Origin of the sequence: Kutzneria sp. 744, assembly GCF_000568255.1 — a bacterium.
Classification (GTDB): Bacteria; Actinomycetota; Actinomycetes; order Mycobacteriales; family Pseudonocardiaceae; genus Kutzneria.
On the sequence record NZ_KK037166.1, the window covers coordinates 8578973 to 8594432 of the forward strand.

Genomic DNA, 15460 nt, shown 5'->3' on the forward strand with positions numbered 1-15460 from the left:
GATGGTCGGCCGGCCCGACCGAGGTGGAGCCGCAGACCGCCACCACGTCCACGTCGTCGCAGGCCAGCGCCTCCGACAACGCCCCGGCCCGATCGGCCACGAACTGGGTGTCGACCAGCTCGCCGCCGGCCGTGGTGATCAGCCCCGGCAACAGGGGACTGATGGCGTCGCGGACCTGGCCGAGCGTCGGGAGGCCCGCCGTGAGCAGCTCATCGCCGCTCACCACCACACGGACACGGGGACGGCGGTGCACGTGGAGGCTGTCGTAGCCCACGCTTGCCGCCAGCCCCAGCGCTGCTGGCGTCGCGACCGTGCCCCGATGCAGAACCCGTCGCCCACGGGGGATGTCTTCGCCTCGACGGCGGATGTGGTCCTTGGCGGGCAGGACCCCGGTCACTGTTCCTTCGTCCACCGTGGACAGTTCGACCGGAAGAACCGCCTCGGTGCCAACGGGAACCGGTGCCCCGGTGGCGATCTCAAACGCCTGACCGGTCTCCAGGGCGGCATCCGGGGAACACGGTCCGGCCAGTCTGCGGCCCACCACGGTCCACGGTGCCGGCCCGCGCACCGCGTAGCCGTCCATCGCCGACGTGTCGCACAGCGGCAGCGGCACCAGCGCCGGCAGATGTTCGCTCAGCACCAGCCCCAGCGCCTCGCCCAGCGTGACCGTGATCGTCTCCAGCGGCTCGGCCGCGTCCCGCGCGACCTGCCTGGCTTCCGCCCAGCCCGTGGTCATGCTATACAACTTATCACATACTGTATGCAATCTGGATCGGGTGAACGGGTGGCCCGGGACCGCTGAGGTCGGCGGGCTGGAAGTGGGCCGGCGCAGGTGATGGCCGGTGAGGAACAGGCCCCGGACAGTGCGGGGCGAACGAGGACCGGCCGGTGCGGGTGCGGGCGGGCAGGAACCAGGCCGGCGCGAAGGCCGGCGGGCGGCGTCAACGACTGCGGGTGGGTGAGACCGATGGTTAGTGAAGTGACCGACTTCTACGGCCGGCGGTACCGGGTCGGGGAGAGTGATCGCGAGCTGCTGGGGCATTCCAGGAACTGGGTGCTGGCGGCGGCGTGCGTGGCGATGCTGGTCGCCGGGGCGGGGCAGTACGGGTTCGGCCTGATCGTGGGCGGCGAGTACTGGCTGCTGGCGATCTGGGTGGCCACGCAAGCGGTTGCGGTGTTTCCGCTGGCCTGGCTGAGGGAGCGGCTGCACGTGCGGCCGACGCTGGCGATGATCGCGGGCGCGGTGCTGACGGCGCTGGGCGATCTGTTCGCGGGAGCGTGGACGGCGGTGCTGGGCGGGCTGGGGGCGGCGATCGTCTACGGGGCCTGCTTCGGCGTGGTGGCGAAGTGGTTCCCGGAGCGGCGCACGTGCCTGGGCCTGGTGAGCGGGGCGTTCGCGGCGGGGTCGGTGCTGTTCGCGACGCCGTTGCCGATCATCGCCGTCGTGGTGATCACGGCCTGCGGCTTCGTGCTGCGCGAGCCGCCGCCGGACTGGTGGCCGGCGAAGCCGGACCCGCGGAAGTGGGCGCTGGACAAGACGCTGAACCTCAGCCTGAAGCACAACCGCCCGGCGATCCGCAGGTACACGCCGGGCCAGCTGCTCCGCTGCCCGACCTCGGCGGTCATGTACGTCCTGGTGGCCTGCGCGGCGGCGGCGTGGCTGTTCGACGTCGCATACATGGCGGCCTTCGTGGCGTCCAGCGGTTGGGGGTACGCCTTCGCGGCGGTCGCGGTCTGCGTGCTCACGCTGGCCAGCGGCGCGGCCCGGTGGGCGACGGGCTGGGCCGGCGAACGGTTCGGTGTCGGCCGGGTGGTCCGAGGCGCGCTGGCCCTGGGCGCCCTTGGTCAGCTGCTGCTCATCGTCGCCGGGCAACACCAGGCGGCCGTCCTCCTGGTGTTCGCGGCGCTAGTGGTCGGCACCACAGCGGGCTGCTGCTACGCCCTGCTGCCCGCCCTGGTCGAGGCCCATTTCGGCGACCAGGCCGGCCTGCTGAACTTCGGCCTGGTCTACAGCGCCAAGGCGGTCGGCGGCATCGTCGGCATCGGCCTGACGACCGCCATGGTCGCGACGTACGGCTACGCGGCCGGCTTCCTGCTCGCGGCGGGCCTGGGCGTCCTGGGCGCCCTCGCCGGCGGCATGCTGCGTCAACCCGGCGTCCCGCGGCTGCTGGTGCCGGCCTGATGGGCCGCGTCACCACGCGGCGGCGGGTCGTTCGCGTCGTGGACGGCCGGGTGAGCGCCCGGCCGGACACGCTCGCCGCCGAGGAACCACTGGAGATCCGGGTCGGCGGCCAGCCGCTGTCCGTCACGATGCGCACACCGGGCCACGATTTCGACCTGGCGGCCGGCTTTCTCGTCTCCGAGGGCGTGATCGGCCAGACCGACGAGCTCAACGCCATCCGGTACTGCGCCGGCGCGACGGTCGACAACGGCAACACCTACAACGTGCTGGACGTGAGTTTGGCCCCCGGGGTGCCGCCGCCGGATCCGTCGGTGGAGCGCAACTTCTACACCACCTCCTCGTGCGGGCTGTGCGGCAAGGCCAGCCTCGACGCCGTGCGGGCGACCAGCCGGTGGTCGGTCGAGTTCGACGAGCTCAAGGTCGACATCGACACCGTCACGACCATGCCGGACACCCTGCGCACGGCCCAGCTGGTGTTCGATCGCACGGGCGGCCTGCACGCGGCGGGACTGTTCACCCGGGACGGTCGGCTGCTGTGCCTGCGCGAGGACGTCGGCCGGCACAACGCCGTCGACAAGGTGATCGGCTGGGCGCTGCGGGACAACCGGCTGCCGTTGAGCGGAACGGTGCTCATGGTCAGCGGCCGAGCATCCTTCGAGTTGGTGCAGAAGGCCGTGATGGCCGGCATTCCGGTGCTGGCCGCGGTGTCGGCGCCGTCCTCGCTGGCGGTGGAGCTGGCCGCCGAGATGGGGCTGACGCTGATCGGGTTCCTGCGCGGCACGTCCATGAACGTCTACACCGGAAGCCAGCGGCTGGGTCTCTGATTACGCTGGTCAGATGTTCAAGCCGGCACAGCTGGAGAGCTTCCTGGCCGTCGCCCAGACGCTCAGCTTCACCCAGGCCGCCGACCAGCTCGGCGTCCGGCAGTCGACGATCAGCCAGCACGTGCGGCAGCTGGAGTCGATCGTCGGCAAACAGCTGTTCCTGCGGGACACGCACACGGTCGAGCTCACGCCCGAGGGCGAGGCGATGGTCGGCTTCGCCCGCACGATCGTCGACACCGGCCGGGAGGCGGTCAGCTTCTTCGCCGGGCCGCAGCTGCGCGGGCGGCTGCGGTTCGGCGCGTCGGAGGACTTCGTCTCCACGTACCTGACCGACGTGCTGCGGGACTTCCGGCGGCGGCATCCGGGCGTGGAGCTGGAGCTCACGGTGGGACTGAGTGGCGAACTGCATCGGAAGTTGGAAGCTCGCCAACTTGACCTCGTTTTCGGCAAACGGCAACTGGGCGCGGCCCACGGGCAGCTGGTGTGGCGGGACCGGCTGGTGTGGGTGGGCACGGAGACCACGCGGATCGATCCCGGAACGGCCGTTCCGCTGATTCTGTATCCGGAGCCGAGCGTCAGCCGCGCGCAGGCGTTGGAAACCCTTCAGTGGCACGGCCGACAGTTCCGCATCGCCTGCACGAGCACGAGCCTGAGCGGGTTGCGCGCCGCCGTGCTGGCCGGCCTCGGCGTGACCGCTCACACCCGCAGCCTCATTCCGCACGATCTCGTGGAACTCGGGGCGCACCAAGGTCTTCCGGCCCTGGGTGAGGTCGAGTTCGTGCTGTCGCCGCCGCCCCGCGTGCGCACCGAGACCGCCCGTGCCCTCGGCGCCGCGATCATCGCCGACGCCAACCGGCTGCGCCACGCACGCTAGAATGGTCCACCACGCACGGATTCGAGGGGAGTGCCCTCCACATGGGTAGGCGGCGCGCCACGGTCGACCACGTGCTGGGCGACCTCCGCCGCCGTGACTTCCTGCATCCGGACGTTCGCGTTGTGTGCCAACGGCTGTCGCGCGAGCGGGGCCGGCCGCTGCACCTGATCCCGCTGCCGCTGCGGACCTCGATCAGCGGCGCCTGGCTGGGCATGCCCGACGCGGACTACATCGTGTACCAATCGGTGGGTTCCAGCCCGCTGCACCAGGTTCACGTCATCTGGCACGAGATCGGGCACATGCTGCTGCCCGGGCACGCCCGCACGTGTGACGTCGACCCGGCGACACGGGACGTGCTGATGAAGGTGCTGAACGCGCTGGTGCCGAATCTCAGCCCGGCCGTGCTGCGGCGCATTCTCGGCCGCGGCGGCTTCACCGACGGCCAGGAGATCGAGGCCGAGGTGTTCGCCGGCGCCGCGGTGCGGGCCCTCGGCGAGCTGGCGCCGTCGGGCCACCGGAATCTGACCGAGGCCGAGGCGCAGATCGTCGACGCCCTGGCCCGAGAACTGCGCGTCTGACCGTGCTGACCGCGGCGCTCGTTGTGACGGTCGTCGTGGCCGCTGCCGCCCTGATGACCCGGCTGCGGATGCTCGTGCGCGTCACCGTCGACCGGCGGCCCGGGCATGTGCTGGCGTTGGGCTTCGTCGCGTGGTTTCTGGCTGTGCCGTTGGAGATCGAGTCCATCGCCATGGCCGTGGACCGGTGGGCCGGATGGGCTCTCGCGTGGACGCTGCTGCACGTGATCGCTTGTGCGGGCGGCTTTTTCACGCAGACCTTCTACTGGCTGGCGACCTCCGACCGCACGGATTCCTTGCAGCGGGCCACGGTCGCTTCGTCCGTGCGGCGGTCGGCGGTGCTGGGCGTGTCAGCGTTGACGGTCGGGCTGATCCTGTTCGCGACTCGGCCCCGCGACGTGAACTTCCTGAGCGGGCCCGCCGGTCGGATGGTCACGCCCGGCCCGGTGCATCCCGTCGCAGCGCTGATCTACATCGTCATCGTCAGCTACTTCGCTTACACCATCGCGAGTTTCACCGTCACGTCGTGGCGGTGGGCGGCCAAGGCCGACCTGCCGTGGCTGCGGCGCGGACTGCGCATCCACACCGTCGGCTGCGTGTTCGGACTCGTGTTCTGCGCGCACGTGATCGGTTACCAGCTGGCCGAGGCGGTCGGGATCATCCCGCCGTGGCCTGAGTTGCAGGGCGACGGCGCCCTGGTCGCGCTGAGCCTGCTGCCCGCCTTCGTCGGCGTGACCGCGCCCGGCTGGGGGCCTCGGGTCGAGCAAATTGCCCGTTCCCTGCGGCACTACCGGCATCGTCGGCGGCTGTATCCGTTGTGGCGCATGCTGAGCGGCTCCGTCGTCACGCTGGATCCGCCCCAGTCCGAGTGGCAGGACCGTCTGCGGCTGCGGCCCGGGCAGCAGCACGCTTTGGTGTACCGGCGGGTCATCGAGCTGTGGGACGGGCTGCTTGCCTTGCACCCCACCATGTCCGGCTCGGTCGGGCTGGACGGCCCGGATCTGGCCGGGGACATAGACTGGTGGCTGGAGATCGCGCGGGCCGTGCGTTCCCGTCCGCTCGACGAAGTGTTGGCCTCCTACCAGGGACAGTCGTGACCTCTGAGCTCGATGCCGCCGGTATCCGCGATCCCCGGCTGCGCGCGTGTTACCTGCGGTGCAAGCAGTTGCTCGTCTCGCACGACAAGTCCTACTACGTGGCGTCGTTGCTGCTGCCGCCGGCCAAGCGGCCTTACGCGCACGCCGTCTACGGCTTCGCCCGGCACGCCGACGAGATGGTCGACGGCGTCGACACGTCGTCCTTCGCTGCATGGCGGGACCGGATCCTGGCCGACCTCAAGGCCGGCGAGACCTCCGACGAGATCGCCCAGGCGTTGCTGCACACCATGCGGACCTGGGACATTCCCCTGCATCTCGTCGAGACGTTCCTCGACGCTATGGCCTCGGACCTGGTCGTCACCTCGTACGAGACGTATGCCGATCTCGAGGTCTACATGCACGGCGCCGCCGGGACCATGGCCTTGCAGCTGGCCCCGGTTCTCGGCGCTTCGTCCGACGAGGCGCTGGCGGCCATGCGGGCCATGGGCCTCGCCTTCCAGCTCACCAACATCCTCCGCGACGTCGGCGACGACCTTCGTCGGGGCCGCGTCTACCTGCCGGCCGAGGACCTCCGCCGCTTCGGTGTCACCGAGATCGTGCCCGGGCCGGCGTTGACGGAGCTGCTCCGCTTCGAGATCGCCCGCACCCAGGAGTTGTACCGCCAGGCCCGGGCCGGGATTCCGCTGCTCCACCTCACCGGCCGTCAGACCGCGCTCGCCGGCATCGACCTGTACGGCGGCATTCTCGGCGCCATCGAGCGCGCCGACTACGACGTGCTCAGCCAGCGGGTCAGCGTCGGTGCCGGTCGCCAGTTGGCCATCGCCGTGCCGGCCTTGCTGCGGTCCCTAGCTACCCGCTTCACGGTCGGTTCGGCGTAACTCCATCACCTGTTCGAGCAGGACTTTCGCCGCCTCCGCGAGCTGGCCGCTGTCCTGCTCCAGCAGCATGGCCCGCAGGGCGAAGGCGAGGACGCCCTTGTCGCGCCACTCGGCCAGCCGCATCAGGTCCCGGTGGATGCCCGCCACCTTCTCCGCCGCCTGCGGCGTCGTCGGCGTCAGGAAGTACACCGGGTCCAGGTCGAAGAACGTCGCCAGGCCCTGCACCACGTTCACCGTCGGGTTGTCCCGCTCGCCGCCGCGCAGCATGCCGATGTAGGAGCCGGTCACCTTCACACCCAGCTCGCCCAGCGCCGCCGCCACCTCCGTGTTGCGGTACTCCGGCCCTTCCGGGCCGTTCGGCCGCACCGCGTCGAAGGCGGCATTGAGTTTGTCCCGGAAGCTCAGCACAGCGTCCCCCACTCCGCTCAACTGATGTCGCCCCGCCGGGGTCGACCTACCCAAGAGTAGTTGACACCCCCGGCGGCAGCCATAGACTGGTCGAGCGGTGGTCAACTGGTCTTGTGGCCCGTTGCCGTCCGAGGGGTGGACTGGTTGAGTCGAATGGCCCACGCGCCTGACGAGGGGCGGGCGTGCGGACCAGGGGAGAGATCCGACTCGGCCGCCCGTGCGGTTCCTGCTCGGCCTCGGGGGAGGGTGAGCAGGAACCCCACGCGTCTTCCGTCCACCGACACCCCCCCCCGCATTCGCAGCCGGATCACGGCATGTCTTCCTGCCAGTAGGCGAACATGAGCCGGAGGCAGCGGACCTGGGCGGGGGACATGCCGGCGCTGACGGCGGCCAGGAGGGCCTCGGGATCGGCGTCGACGGAGGCGAGGTCCGGCGGCAGCAGGGCGGAGAGCGCGGGGCCGAAGGGGCGGGCGCGGGCGGCGACGGCGTCGACTGAGGGGTGGGTGGGGGAGACGTCGACGAGCTGCTCGAAAGAGGTCTGGACGGCCAGGACCTGGGCCCGCAGCACGGCATCGGACTGCACGGACTGGTACAGGGACAGGTCGCCGGTGAGGGACTCCAGGAGCTCGGCGGCGAGGCTCTCACGCTCCTGGGCGGGGTGGTCGGCGAGGGAGTCGAGGACGGCGAGCAGGGCGGGGGATCGGAGGTCGCCATCGGCGGCCAGGAGGTCGGCGATGGCCGCGCGCTGACGGGCGATGCGGTCCTGTTGAGCGGCGAGGTCGGCGTCGAGCTCCTGGACGATCTCGACGAGGTCGCGGCCGTTGTCGCTGGAGAGGGCGTCGGCGGCCTCCTCCAGGGACAGCCCGAGCTCGACGAGGCGCCGGGTGCGCAGCAGGAGCACGAGATCCCGCAGTTCGTAGCGGCGGTAGCCGTTCTCCCGCCGAGAGGGTTCGGGCAGGAGACCGATGCGGTGGTAGTGCCGCACGGTCCGTGTTGTCACCCCGGCCAAGCCGGCCAGTTCGCCGATCCGCATGGCCCCAGCAAACGCCTTGACGCTGCGACAGGGTCAACTGAGATCCGAGCGGCGATCCGGGATCGGCACCGGATCGCCGCTCGGCGCGCGGTCACCCGGTGAGCAGTTCCCGGGCCAGCAGGGCGGTCTCGCCGGGGGTGCGGCCGACGGCGATGCCGGCGGCCTCCAGCGCGACCTTCTTGGCGGCGGCGGTGCCGGAGGAGCCGGAGACGATGGCGCCGGCGTGGCCCATGGTCTTGCCCTCGGGCGCGGTGAAGCCGGCGACGTAGCCGACGACGGGCTTGGTGACGTGCTGCTGCACGAAGGCGGCGGCCCGTTCCTCGGCGTCGCCGCCGATCTCGCCGATCATCACGATGAGCTCGGTCTCGGGATCGTCCTGGAACGCCCGCAGCGCGTCGATGTGGGTGGTGCCGACGATGGGGTCGCCGCCGATGCCGACGGCGGTGGAGCAGCCGAAGTCCCGCAGCTCGTGCATCAGCTGGTAGGTCAGCGTGCCGGACTTGGACACCACGCCGACCCGGCCGGGCTTGGTGATGTCGGCCGGAATGATGCCGGCGTTGCACTTGCCGGGGCTGATCACGCCGGGGCAGTTGGGCCCGATGATCCGGGTCCTGCTGCCGGCGGAGTGGGCCCAGAACGCGGCGGTGTCGTGCACCGGCACGCCCTCGGTGATCACGACGGCCAGCCCGATGCCGGCGTCGACGGCCTCGATCACGGCCGCCTTGACGAACGGCGGCGGCACGAACAGCACCGACACGTCGGCGCCGGTGGCGGCCATGGCCTCGGCCACGCCGCCGAACACCGGCAGGGTCTTGCCCTCGACGGCCAACGACTGCCCGGCCTTGCGGGCGTTGACGCCGCCGACGATGTTGGTGCCGGACCGCAGCATCCGTGCGGTGTGCTTGCTGCCCTCGGAGCCGGTCATGCCCTGCACGACAACCCGGCTGCCCTCGTCGATGAAGATCGCCATGTCACGCTCCCTGCGCCGCGAGCCGGGCGGCGGTGCGCGCCGCGTCGTCCATCGTCTCCACCATCGTCACGAGGGGATGCCCGGCCTCGACCAGGATCTCCCGCCCCCGCTTGACGTTGTTGCCGTCCAACCGCACCACCAGTGGCTTGGTGGCGCGAGAACCCAGCATTCCCAACGCCTGCAGGATGCCGTCGGCGACGGCGTCGCAGGCGGTGATGCCGCCGAACACGTTCACGAAGACGCTGCGAACGTCCGCGTCGCCGAGGATGATCTCCAGCCCGTCGGCCATCACCTGCGCCGACGCGCCGCCGCCGATGTCGAGGAAGTTCGCCGGGCCGGCCCCGCCGGCCTGGGCGACGACGTCCAAAGTGGACATGACCAGCCCGGCGCCGTTGCCGATCACGCCGACGTCGCCGCTCAGCTTGACGTAGTTGAGTCCCTTGGCGTGCGCGGCCCGCTCCAGCGGGTCGGACACCTCGGTGCCGAACGGACGCTGAGCATGCCGGAACGAGGCGCTCTCGTCCAGGGTGACCTTGCCGTCCAGCGCGATGATCTCGCCGGATTCGGTGCGCACCAGCGGGTTCACCTCGACCAGGGTGCAGTCCTCGGCCACGAGCACGTCCCACAGCTTGACGATCACGTCGGCCGCCGCGGCCGGAAGTCCGGCCGCCAGGGCGATGTCGGCCGCCTGGCCCAGGTCCATGTCGACCACCGGCCGCCGCACCAGGGCGTCGGGCCGGGTGGCGGCGACCTCCTCGATGTCCATGCCGCCCTCGGCCGAGGCCATCGCCAGCCACGTCCGGTTGGCGCGGTCCAGGAGAAAGGAGAAGTAGTACTCGTCGGCGATCGTGGACGCGGCGGTCACCAGCACCTTGTGCACGGTGTGCCCCTTGATGTCCATGCCGAGTATGGCCTCGGCGGCGGCCCGCGCCTCGGTGGGCGTCCGCGCCAGCTTGACGCCGCCGGCCTTGCCGCGGCCGCCGACCTTCACCTGGGCCTTGACCACGACCGGTCCGCCGATGTCCACGGCGGCGGCGTGGGCGCCCGCGGCGGTGCTGGTCACCTCGCCCGGTGGCACCGGCACACCGTGACGGGCGAACAGATCCCTGGCCTCGTGTTCGAACAGATCCAACGTGCGGCCCTCCTGGAGAACTCGCGCGGGGTGGCTGGGGGCCGGCCGGGGTCTTCCGCCCTGTGGATTTTTCCCTCGGGCTGGGCTTTCCCCTGGGCGCCAAGATCGCGAAATCTTCTCGACTTGCTCTGGACACCGGGCCGGAACAGGCGTAAGCATATGCCTACTCCATATCGTATGCAATCTACAGTGCAGCGGAGCCGGCGAGGAGTTGACCAGCATGGTGGGAACAGAACCCGTGGTAGACAGCCAGACGGCGAACGGATCCGCCCCCGCGCCCCAGATGATCACCGGTGGCCATCTCGTCGCGAAGGCGCTCAAGGCCGAGGGCATCGACACGATATTCACCCTGTGCGGCGGGCACATCATCGATATCTACGACGGATGCGTCGACGAGGGCATCAAGGTCATCGACGTCCGCCACGAGCAGGTCGCCGCGCACGCCGCCGACGGGTACGCCCGCGTGACGGGCACGCCGGGCTGCGCAGTGGTCACCGCGGGCCCGGGCACGACGAACGCGGTCACCGGCGTGGCCAACGCCTTCCGCGCGGAGAGCCCGATGCTGCTCATCGGCGGCCAGGGAGCCCTGACGCAGCACAAGATGGGCTCACTGCAGGACTTGCCGCACGTCGACATGATGAACCCGATCACCAAGTTCTCCGCCACGGTGCCGGACACGGCCCGGGCGGCGGACATGGTGTCGATGGCGTTCCGGGAGGCCCTCAACGGCGCGCCCGGCCCGTCGTACCTGGAGATCCCGCGCGACGTGCTGGACGGCAAGGTGCCGGTGGAGAAGGCCCGCGTGCCGCAGGCCGGCCGCTACCGCGCCTCGACCCGGCAGGCCGGCGACCCCGAGGCGGTGGAGAAGCTCGCGGACCTGTTGGTGCACGCCAAAAAGCCGGCGATCCTGCTCGGCAGCCAGGTCTGGACGACGCGGGGCACCAACGCGGCCATCGACCTGGTGCGCAACCTCAACATCCCGGCCTTCATGAACGGCGCCGCCCGCGGCTCGCTGCCGCCCGGCGACCCGCACCACCTCCAGCTGTCGCGCCGCTACGCCTTCGACAACGCCGACGTGATCGTCATCGTCGGCACCCCGTTCGACTTCCGGATGGGTTACGGGCGAAGGCTTTCCACCAAGGCGACCGTGGTGCAGATCGACCTGGACTACCGCACCGTCGGCAAGAACCGGGACATCGACCTCGGCATCGTCGGCGACGCCGGCCTGATCCTGGCCTCGGTCACCGCCGCCGCCTCCGGCCGGGTCGACAACGGCGCGACCGGCCGCAAGCCGTGGCTGGAGGAGCTGCACAAGGTCGAGGACCAGGCGCGGCAGAAGCGGTTGCCGCAGCTGCACTCCGACGCCAACCCGATCCACCCGTACCGGCTGATGCACGAGATCAACCAGTTCATCACCGAGGACTCCATCTACGTCGGCGACGGCGGCGACATCGTCACCTTCTCCGGCCAGGTGCTGCAGCCCCGCTCGCCCGGCCACTGGATGGACCCGGGCCCGCTGGGCACGCTCGGCGTCGGCATCTCCTTCGTGATGGCGGCCAAGCTGGCCCGGCCCGACAAGGAGGTCGTCGCGCTGTTCGGCGACGGCGCGTTCTCCATGACCGGCTGGGACTTCGAGACGCTGGTCCGCTTCAACCTGCCGTTCGTGGGCATCGTCGGCAACAACTCGTCGATGAACCAGATCCGCTACGGCCAGGCCCAGAAGTACGGCCTGGCCAGGGAACGCGTCGGCAACACGCTGGGCGACGTGCGCTACAGCGAGTTCGCCAAGATGCTCGGCGGCTACGGCGAGGAGGTGCGCGACCCGGCCGACATCGGCCCGGCGCTGCTGCGCGCCCGCGAGTCCGGCCTGCCGTCGCTGATCAACGTCTGGGTCGACCCGGACGCGTACGCCCCCGGAACCATGAACCAGACCATGTACAAGTGAGTTCGGGAGTCGCTATGGGCAAGGCGCTGGAGGGCGTGCGCGTCCTCGACATGACCCACGTGCAGTCCGGTCCGTCGTCCACCCAGCTGCTGGCCTGGCTGGGCGCGGACGTGATCAAGCTGGAGACGCCGGGCCGCGGGGACATCACCCGCGGCCAGCTCCGGGACATCCCGGGCGAGGACAGCCTCTACTTCACCATGTTGAACTCCAACAAGCGCAGCATCACGCTCAACATGAAGAGCGAGGACGGCGCCAGGATCTTCGGCCAGCTGGTGTCCGATGTGGACATCCTGGTGGAGAACTTCGGGCCGGGCGTGATCGACCGCTTCGGCTTCTCCTGGGAGAAGCTGGCCGAGCTCAACCCGCGGCTGATCTACGCCTCCATCAAGGGTTTCGGCCCCGGGCGCTACGCCGACTTCAAGGCCTACGAGGTGATCGCGCAGGCCATGGGCGGCTCGATGAGCACCACCGGCTTCGAGGAGGGCCCGCCCACCGCGACCGGCGCCCAGATCGGCGACTCCGGCACCGGCATCCACCTGGTGGCCGCGATCCTGGCCGCGCTGTACCAGCGCACCAACTCCGGCCGTGGGCAGCGGGTGCAGGTGGCCATGCAGGACGCGGTGCTCAACCTGTGCCGGGTCAAGCTGCGCGACCAGCAGCGCCTGGTCCACGGACCGTTGGGGGAGTACCCGAACGAGAGCTTCGGCGACGAGGTTCCCCGTTCCGGCAACGCTTCCGGCGGCGGGCAGCCGGGCTGGGCGGTGCGCTGCGCGCCCGGCGGCCCCAACGACTACATCTACGTGATCATCCAGCCGCCCGGCTGGCGGCCGATCACCGAGCTGATCGGCAAGCCGGAGCTGGCCGACGACCCGCAGTGGGCGACGCCGGAGGCGCGACTGTCCAAGTTGGACAAGGTGTTCGCGATGGTCGAGGACTGGACCAGCAACCTCACCAAGTGGGACGTCATGGAGCAGCTCAACGCGGTCAACGTGCCGTGCGGGCCGATTCTGTCGACCAAGGAGCTCATCGAGGACGAGACGCTGGCCGAGCTGGGCTCCGTGGTCGAGGTGGCGCACCCGGGCCGCGGCACGTACAAGACGGTCGGCTGCCCGCTCAAGCTGTCGGACTCGCCGGTGGACATCACCCGCTCGCCGCTGCTGGGCGAGCACAACGCCGAGGTGCTCGGCGACCTGGGCTACGGACCCGACCAGCTGGAGCGGCTGCGCGCCGCCGGCGTGATCTGAGGATGGGCGCATGAGCGAGCTTGCGAGCGAATCATTCACCACGGAACATCCGCGAACGCGGACACCGAGCGCCAGCGAGGTGCCGCAGTGACGAACTACGACCGCGAGGCGGTCCAGAAGGTGCTGGCGCAGGTCGCGGCGGACGGCCGCGACTCGCTGACCGCGCCCGAGGGCAAGATCGTCTGCGACGCGTACGGCATCGCCACGCCCGACGAGGGCCTGGCCACCGACTCCGAGCAGGCGGTGGAGCTGGCCGAGCGGATGGGCTTCCCGGTGGTGCTCAAGATCGTGTCGCCGGACATCCTGCACAAGACCGAGGCCGGCGGCGTGTTGGTCGGCATGTCCGACGCCGCCCAGGTGGCGCACGGATTCCGCACCATCACGGCCAATGCCAAGATCTACGACCCGAACGCCAGGATCCTCGGCATCCAGGTGCAGCAGATGCTGCCGGCCGGGCAGGAGGTCATCGTCGGCGCGACCACCGACCAGACCTTCGGCAAGATCGTGGCCTTCGGCCTCGGCGGTGTGCTGGTCGAGGTGCTCAAGGACGTCACCTTCCGGCTGGCGCCGACGGATCGCTCGCAGGCGATGTCCATGATCGACGGCATCGCCGCGGCCGAGATCCTGCGCGGCGTGCGCGGCGCGGAGCCGGCCGACCGGGAGGCCATCGCCGACCTGATCACCCGGGTTTCCGACCTGGTCACGGATTTTCCGCAGCTGTCCGAAGTGGACCTCAACCCGGTGCTGGCCACGCCGACCGGCGCGACCGCGGTGGACGTGCGGGTGCTGGTCGACGCCGATGCGGCCGCCGAGCCGTTCCGGTTCTCCCAGCAGGAGATCCTGGCCGCGATGAACCGGATCATGAAGCCGGCCGCGGTGGCGGTGATCGGGGCGTCGGCCGAGGACGGCAAGATCGGCAACTCGGTGATGAAGAACCTGGTCAACGGCGGCTACCGCGGGGAGATCTACCCGATCAACCCGAAGGCCACGGAGATCCTGGAGCGCAAGGCCTTCGCCAGCATCGGCGACGTCCCCGGCGACGTGGACGTGGCGGTGTTCGCCATCCCGGCCAAGTTCGTGCCGCAGGCCCTCAAAGAGGTCGGCGAGAAGGGGGTCGCCGGCGCGATCCTCATCCCGTCCGGCTTCGGCGAGACCGGCAACCACGAGCTGCAGGACGAGATCGTGAGGATCGCTCGTGAGCACGATGTGCGCATCCTCGGGCCGAACATCTACGGCTACTACTACACGCCGGAGCACCTGTCGGCGACGTTCTGCACGCCGTACGACGTGCAGGGCGGGGTGGCGCTGTCCTCGCAGAGCGGCGGCATCGGCATGGCCATCCTCGGCTTCAGCCGGTCGGCCCAGATGGGCGTGTCGGCGATCGTCGGCGTCGGCAACAAGGCCGACATCGACGAGGACGACCTGCTGACGTTCTTCGAGCACGACGACAACACCAACCTGATCGCCATGCACCTGGAGGACCTCAAGGACGGCCGGTCCTTCGCCGAGACGGCCAAGCGGGTCTCCAGGACCAAGCCGATCGTGGTGCTCAAGGCCGGCCGCACGGCGCAGGGCGCCAAGGCGGCCAGCTCCCACACGGGGGCGTTGGCCGGCAACGACAAGGTCTACGACGACATCCTGCGGCAGAGCGGCGTCATCCGGGCGCCGGGCCTGGACGACATGCTGGAGTACGCCCGCGGCGTGCCGCTGCTGCCGACCCCCAAGGGCGAGAACATCGTGATCATCACCGGCGCCGGCGGCTCGGGTGTGCTGCTGTCGGACGCCTGCGTGGACAACGGCCTCACGCTGATGTCCATTCCGGAGGATCTGGACAGGTCCTTCCGGGAGTACATCCCGCCGTTCGGCGCGGCCGGCAATCCCGTCGACATCACCGGCGGCGAACCGCCGTCGACCTATCGCAACACCATCGCGCTCGGCCTGGCCGACGAGCGGGTGCACGCGCTGATCCTGGGCTACTGGCACACCATCGTCACGCCGCCCATGGTCTTCGCCAGGCTCGTCGTCGACGTGGTCGAGCAGTACCGGGAACACGGCATCCACAAGCCGGTCGTGGCGTCGCTGTCGGGCGACGTCGAGGTGGAGGAAGCCGCCGAGTTCCTGTACCGCCACGGGATCGTGGCCTACCCGTACACCACGGAGAAGCCCGTGGCCGTGCTCGGCGCGAAGTACCGCTGGGCCCGAGAAGCAGGTCTTCTGGAGGGCTGACTTTCAGCCGGTTTGGAGGCATGATGCCGGTCCAGACTTAGCCGCTTTCACTCGTGATCTGAGACGCCTTCG

The 15460-nt window shown here is 70.3% G+C and carries 14 protein-coding genes; 9 read left to right on the top strand and 5 right to left on the bottom strand.

Features of this window, described 5'->3' with window-relative positions; translation table 11 throughout:
* A partial coding sequence (locus tag KUTG_RS62180; protein ID WP_043724301.1) for a molybdopterin-binding protein occupies positions 1-736 on the bottom strand: 736 nt, incomplete at its 3' end.
* Between the two features lie 231 nt (positions 737-967).
* Here KUTG_RS62180 and KUTG_RS39610 point away from each other — a divergent pair.
* Genes KUTG_RS39610 through KUTG_RS39635 form a run of 6 tightly spaced genes read left to right on the top strand, consistent with a single transcriptional unit; the run spans position 968 to position 6430 of the window.
* Positions 968-2182, top strand: coding sequence for an MFS transporter (locus KUTG_RS39610; RefSeq protein WP_043724304.1), 1215 nt, complete (start codon positions 968-970; stop codon positions 2180-2182).
* Positions 2182-3006: a formate dehydrogenase accessory sulfurtransferase FdhD gene (gene fdhD, locus KUTG_RS39615; protein WP_043724306.1), complete on the top strand. Its 825-nt coding sequence runs from the start codon at positions 2182-2184 to the stop codon at positions 3004-3006. The genes KUTG_RS39610 and fdhD overlap by 1 nt, the downstream gene beginning before the upstream one ends.
* A gap of 13 nt (positions 3007-3019) precedes the next feature.
* Positions 3020-3880 carry a LysR substrate-binding domain-containing protein gene (locus KUTG_RS39620; protein ID WP_043724309.1) on the top strand — a complete coding sequence of 287 codons (861 nt, stop codon included), beginning with the start codon at positions 3020-3022 and terminating at the stop codon, positions 3878-3880.
* A 41-nt stretch (positions 3881-3921) separates the two neighbouring features.
* Positions 3922-4458, top strand: coding sequence for a hypothetical protein (locus KUTG_RS54455; RefSeq protein ID WP_052395934.1), 537 nt, complete (start codon positions 3922-3924; stop codon positions 4456-4458).
* Positions 4459-4460: 2 nt separating this feature from the next.
* A complete protein-coding gene (locus KUTG_RS39630) occupies positions 4461-5552 on the top strand; it encodes an MAB_1171c family putative transporter (RefSeq protein ID WP_043724310.1) in 1092 nt (363 codons plus the stop codon).
* Positions 5549-6430: a phytoene/squalene synthase family protein gene (locus KUTG_RS39635; protein WP_043724312.1), complete on the top strand. Its 882-nt coding sequence runs from the start codon at positions 5549-5551 to the stop codon at positions 6428-6430. Before KUTG_RS39630 ends, KUTG_RS39635 begins: the two co-directional genes overlap by 4 nt.
* On the opposite strand, the gene KUTG_RS39640 is transcribed toward KUTG_RS39635, so the two are convergent.
* From KUTG_RS39640 to sucC, 4 genes are all read right to left on the bottom strand, one after another.
* Positions 6398-6850, bottom strand: coding sequence for an XRE family transcriptional regulator (locus KUTG_RS39640; protein ID WP_157495096.1), 453 nt, complete (start codon positions 6848-6850; stop codon positions 6398-6400). The genes KUTG_RS39635 and KUTG_RS39640 overlap by 33 nt on opposite strands.
* A 295-nt stretch (positions 6851-7145) precedes the next feature.
* Positions 7146-7871 (bottom strand): MerR family transcriptional regulator, encoded by a 726-nt coding sequence (locus tag KUTG_RS62185; RefSeq protein WP_043724314.1) that lies wholly within the window; start codon positions 7869-7871, stop codon positions 7146-7148.
* A gap of 91 nt (positions 7872-7962) precedes the next feature.
* A complete protein-coding gene (gene sucD / locus KUTG_RS39650) occupies positions 7963-8841 on the bottom strand; it encodes a succinate--CoA ligase subunit alpha (RefSeq protein ID WP_043724316.1) in 879 nt (292 codons plus the stop codon).
* A 1-nt stretch (position 8842) separates the two neighbouring features.
* Positions 8843-9973, bottom strand: coding sequence for an ADP-forming succinate--CoA ligase subunit beta (gene sucC / locus KUTG_RS39655; RefSeq protein ID WP_043724319.1), 1131 nt, complete (start codon positions 9971-9973; stop codon positions 8843-8845).
* 220 nt (positions 9974-10193) lie between these two features.
* Between sucC and KUTG_RS39660 the strand changes: the two genes are divergently transcribed.
* The 3 genes from KUTG_RS39660 (at position 10194) to KUTG_RS39670 (ending at position 15388) form a co-directional block, all read left to right on the top strand.
* Entirely contained in the window at positions 10194-11918 is a 1725-nt protein-coding gene (locus KUTG_RS39660) for a thiamine pyrophosphate-binding protein (RefSeq protein WP_198047462.1), read from the top strand.
* Between the two features lie 14 nt (positions 11919-11932).
* Positions 11933-13162, top strand: a complete 1230-nt coding sequence (gene frc / locus KUTG_RS39665) for a formyl-CoA transferase (protein ID WP_043724324.1) — start codon at positions 11933-11935, stop codon at positions 13160-13162.
* A gap of 87 nt (positions 13163-13249) precedes the next feature.
* The gene (locus KUTG_RS39670; protein WP_043724327.1) at positions 13250-15388 is read left to right on the top strand and encodes an acetate--CoA ligase family protein; all 2139 of its coding nucleotides are present in this window, start codon (positions 13250-13252) and stop codon (positions 15386-15388) included.
* Positions 15389-15460: the final 72 nt, after the last annotated feature.

Bases quoted from the DNA above. Each gene is read 5' to 3' on its own strand.
- KUTG_RS39610 (WP_043724304.1), top strand. From the start codon at position 968: ATGGTTAGTGAAGTGACCGACTTCTACGGCCGGCGGTACCGGGTCGGG.
- fdhD (WP_043724306.1), top strand. From the start codon at position 2,182: ATGGGCCGCGTCACCACGCGGCGGCGGGTCGTTCGCGTCGTGGACGGC.
- KUTG_RS39620 (WP_043724309.1), top strand. From the start codon at position 3,020: ATGTTCAAGCCGGCACAGCTGGAGAGCTTCCTGGCCGTCGCCCAGACG.
- KUTG_RS54455 (WP_052395934.1), top strand. From the start codon at position 3,922: ATGGGTAGGCGGCGCGCCACGGTCGACCACGTGCTGGGCGACCTCCGC.
- KUTG_RS62185 (WP_043724314.1), bottom strand. From the start codon at position 7,871: ATGCGGATCGGCGAACTGGCCGGCTTGGCCGGGGTGACAACACGGACC.
- sucD (WP_043724316.1), bottom strand. From the start codon at position 8,841: ATGGCGATCTTCATCGACGAGGGCAGCCGGGTTGTCGTGCAGGGCATG.
- KUTG_RS39660 (WP_198047462.1), top strand. From the start codon at position 10,194: ATGGTGGGAACAGAACCCGTGGTAGACAGCCAGACGGCGAACGGATCC.
- frc (WP_043724324.1), top strand. From the start codon at position 11,933: ATGGGCAAGGCGCTGGAGGGCGTGCGCGTCCTCGACATGACCCACGTG.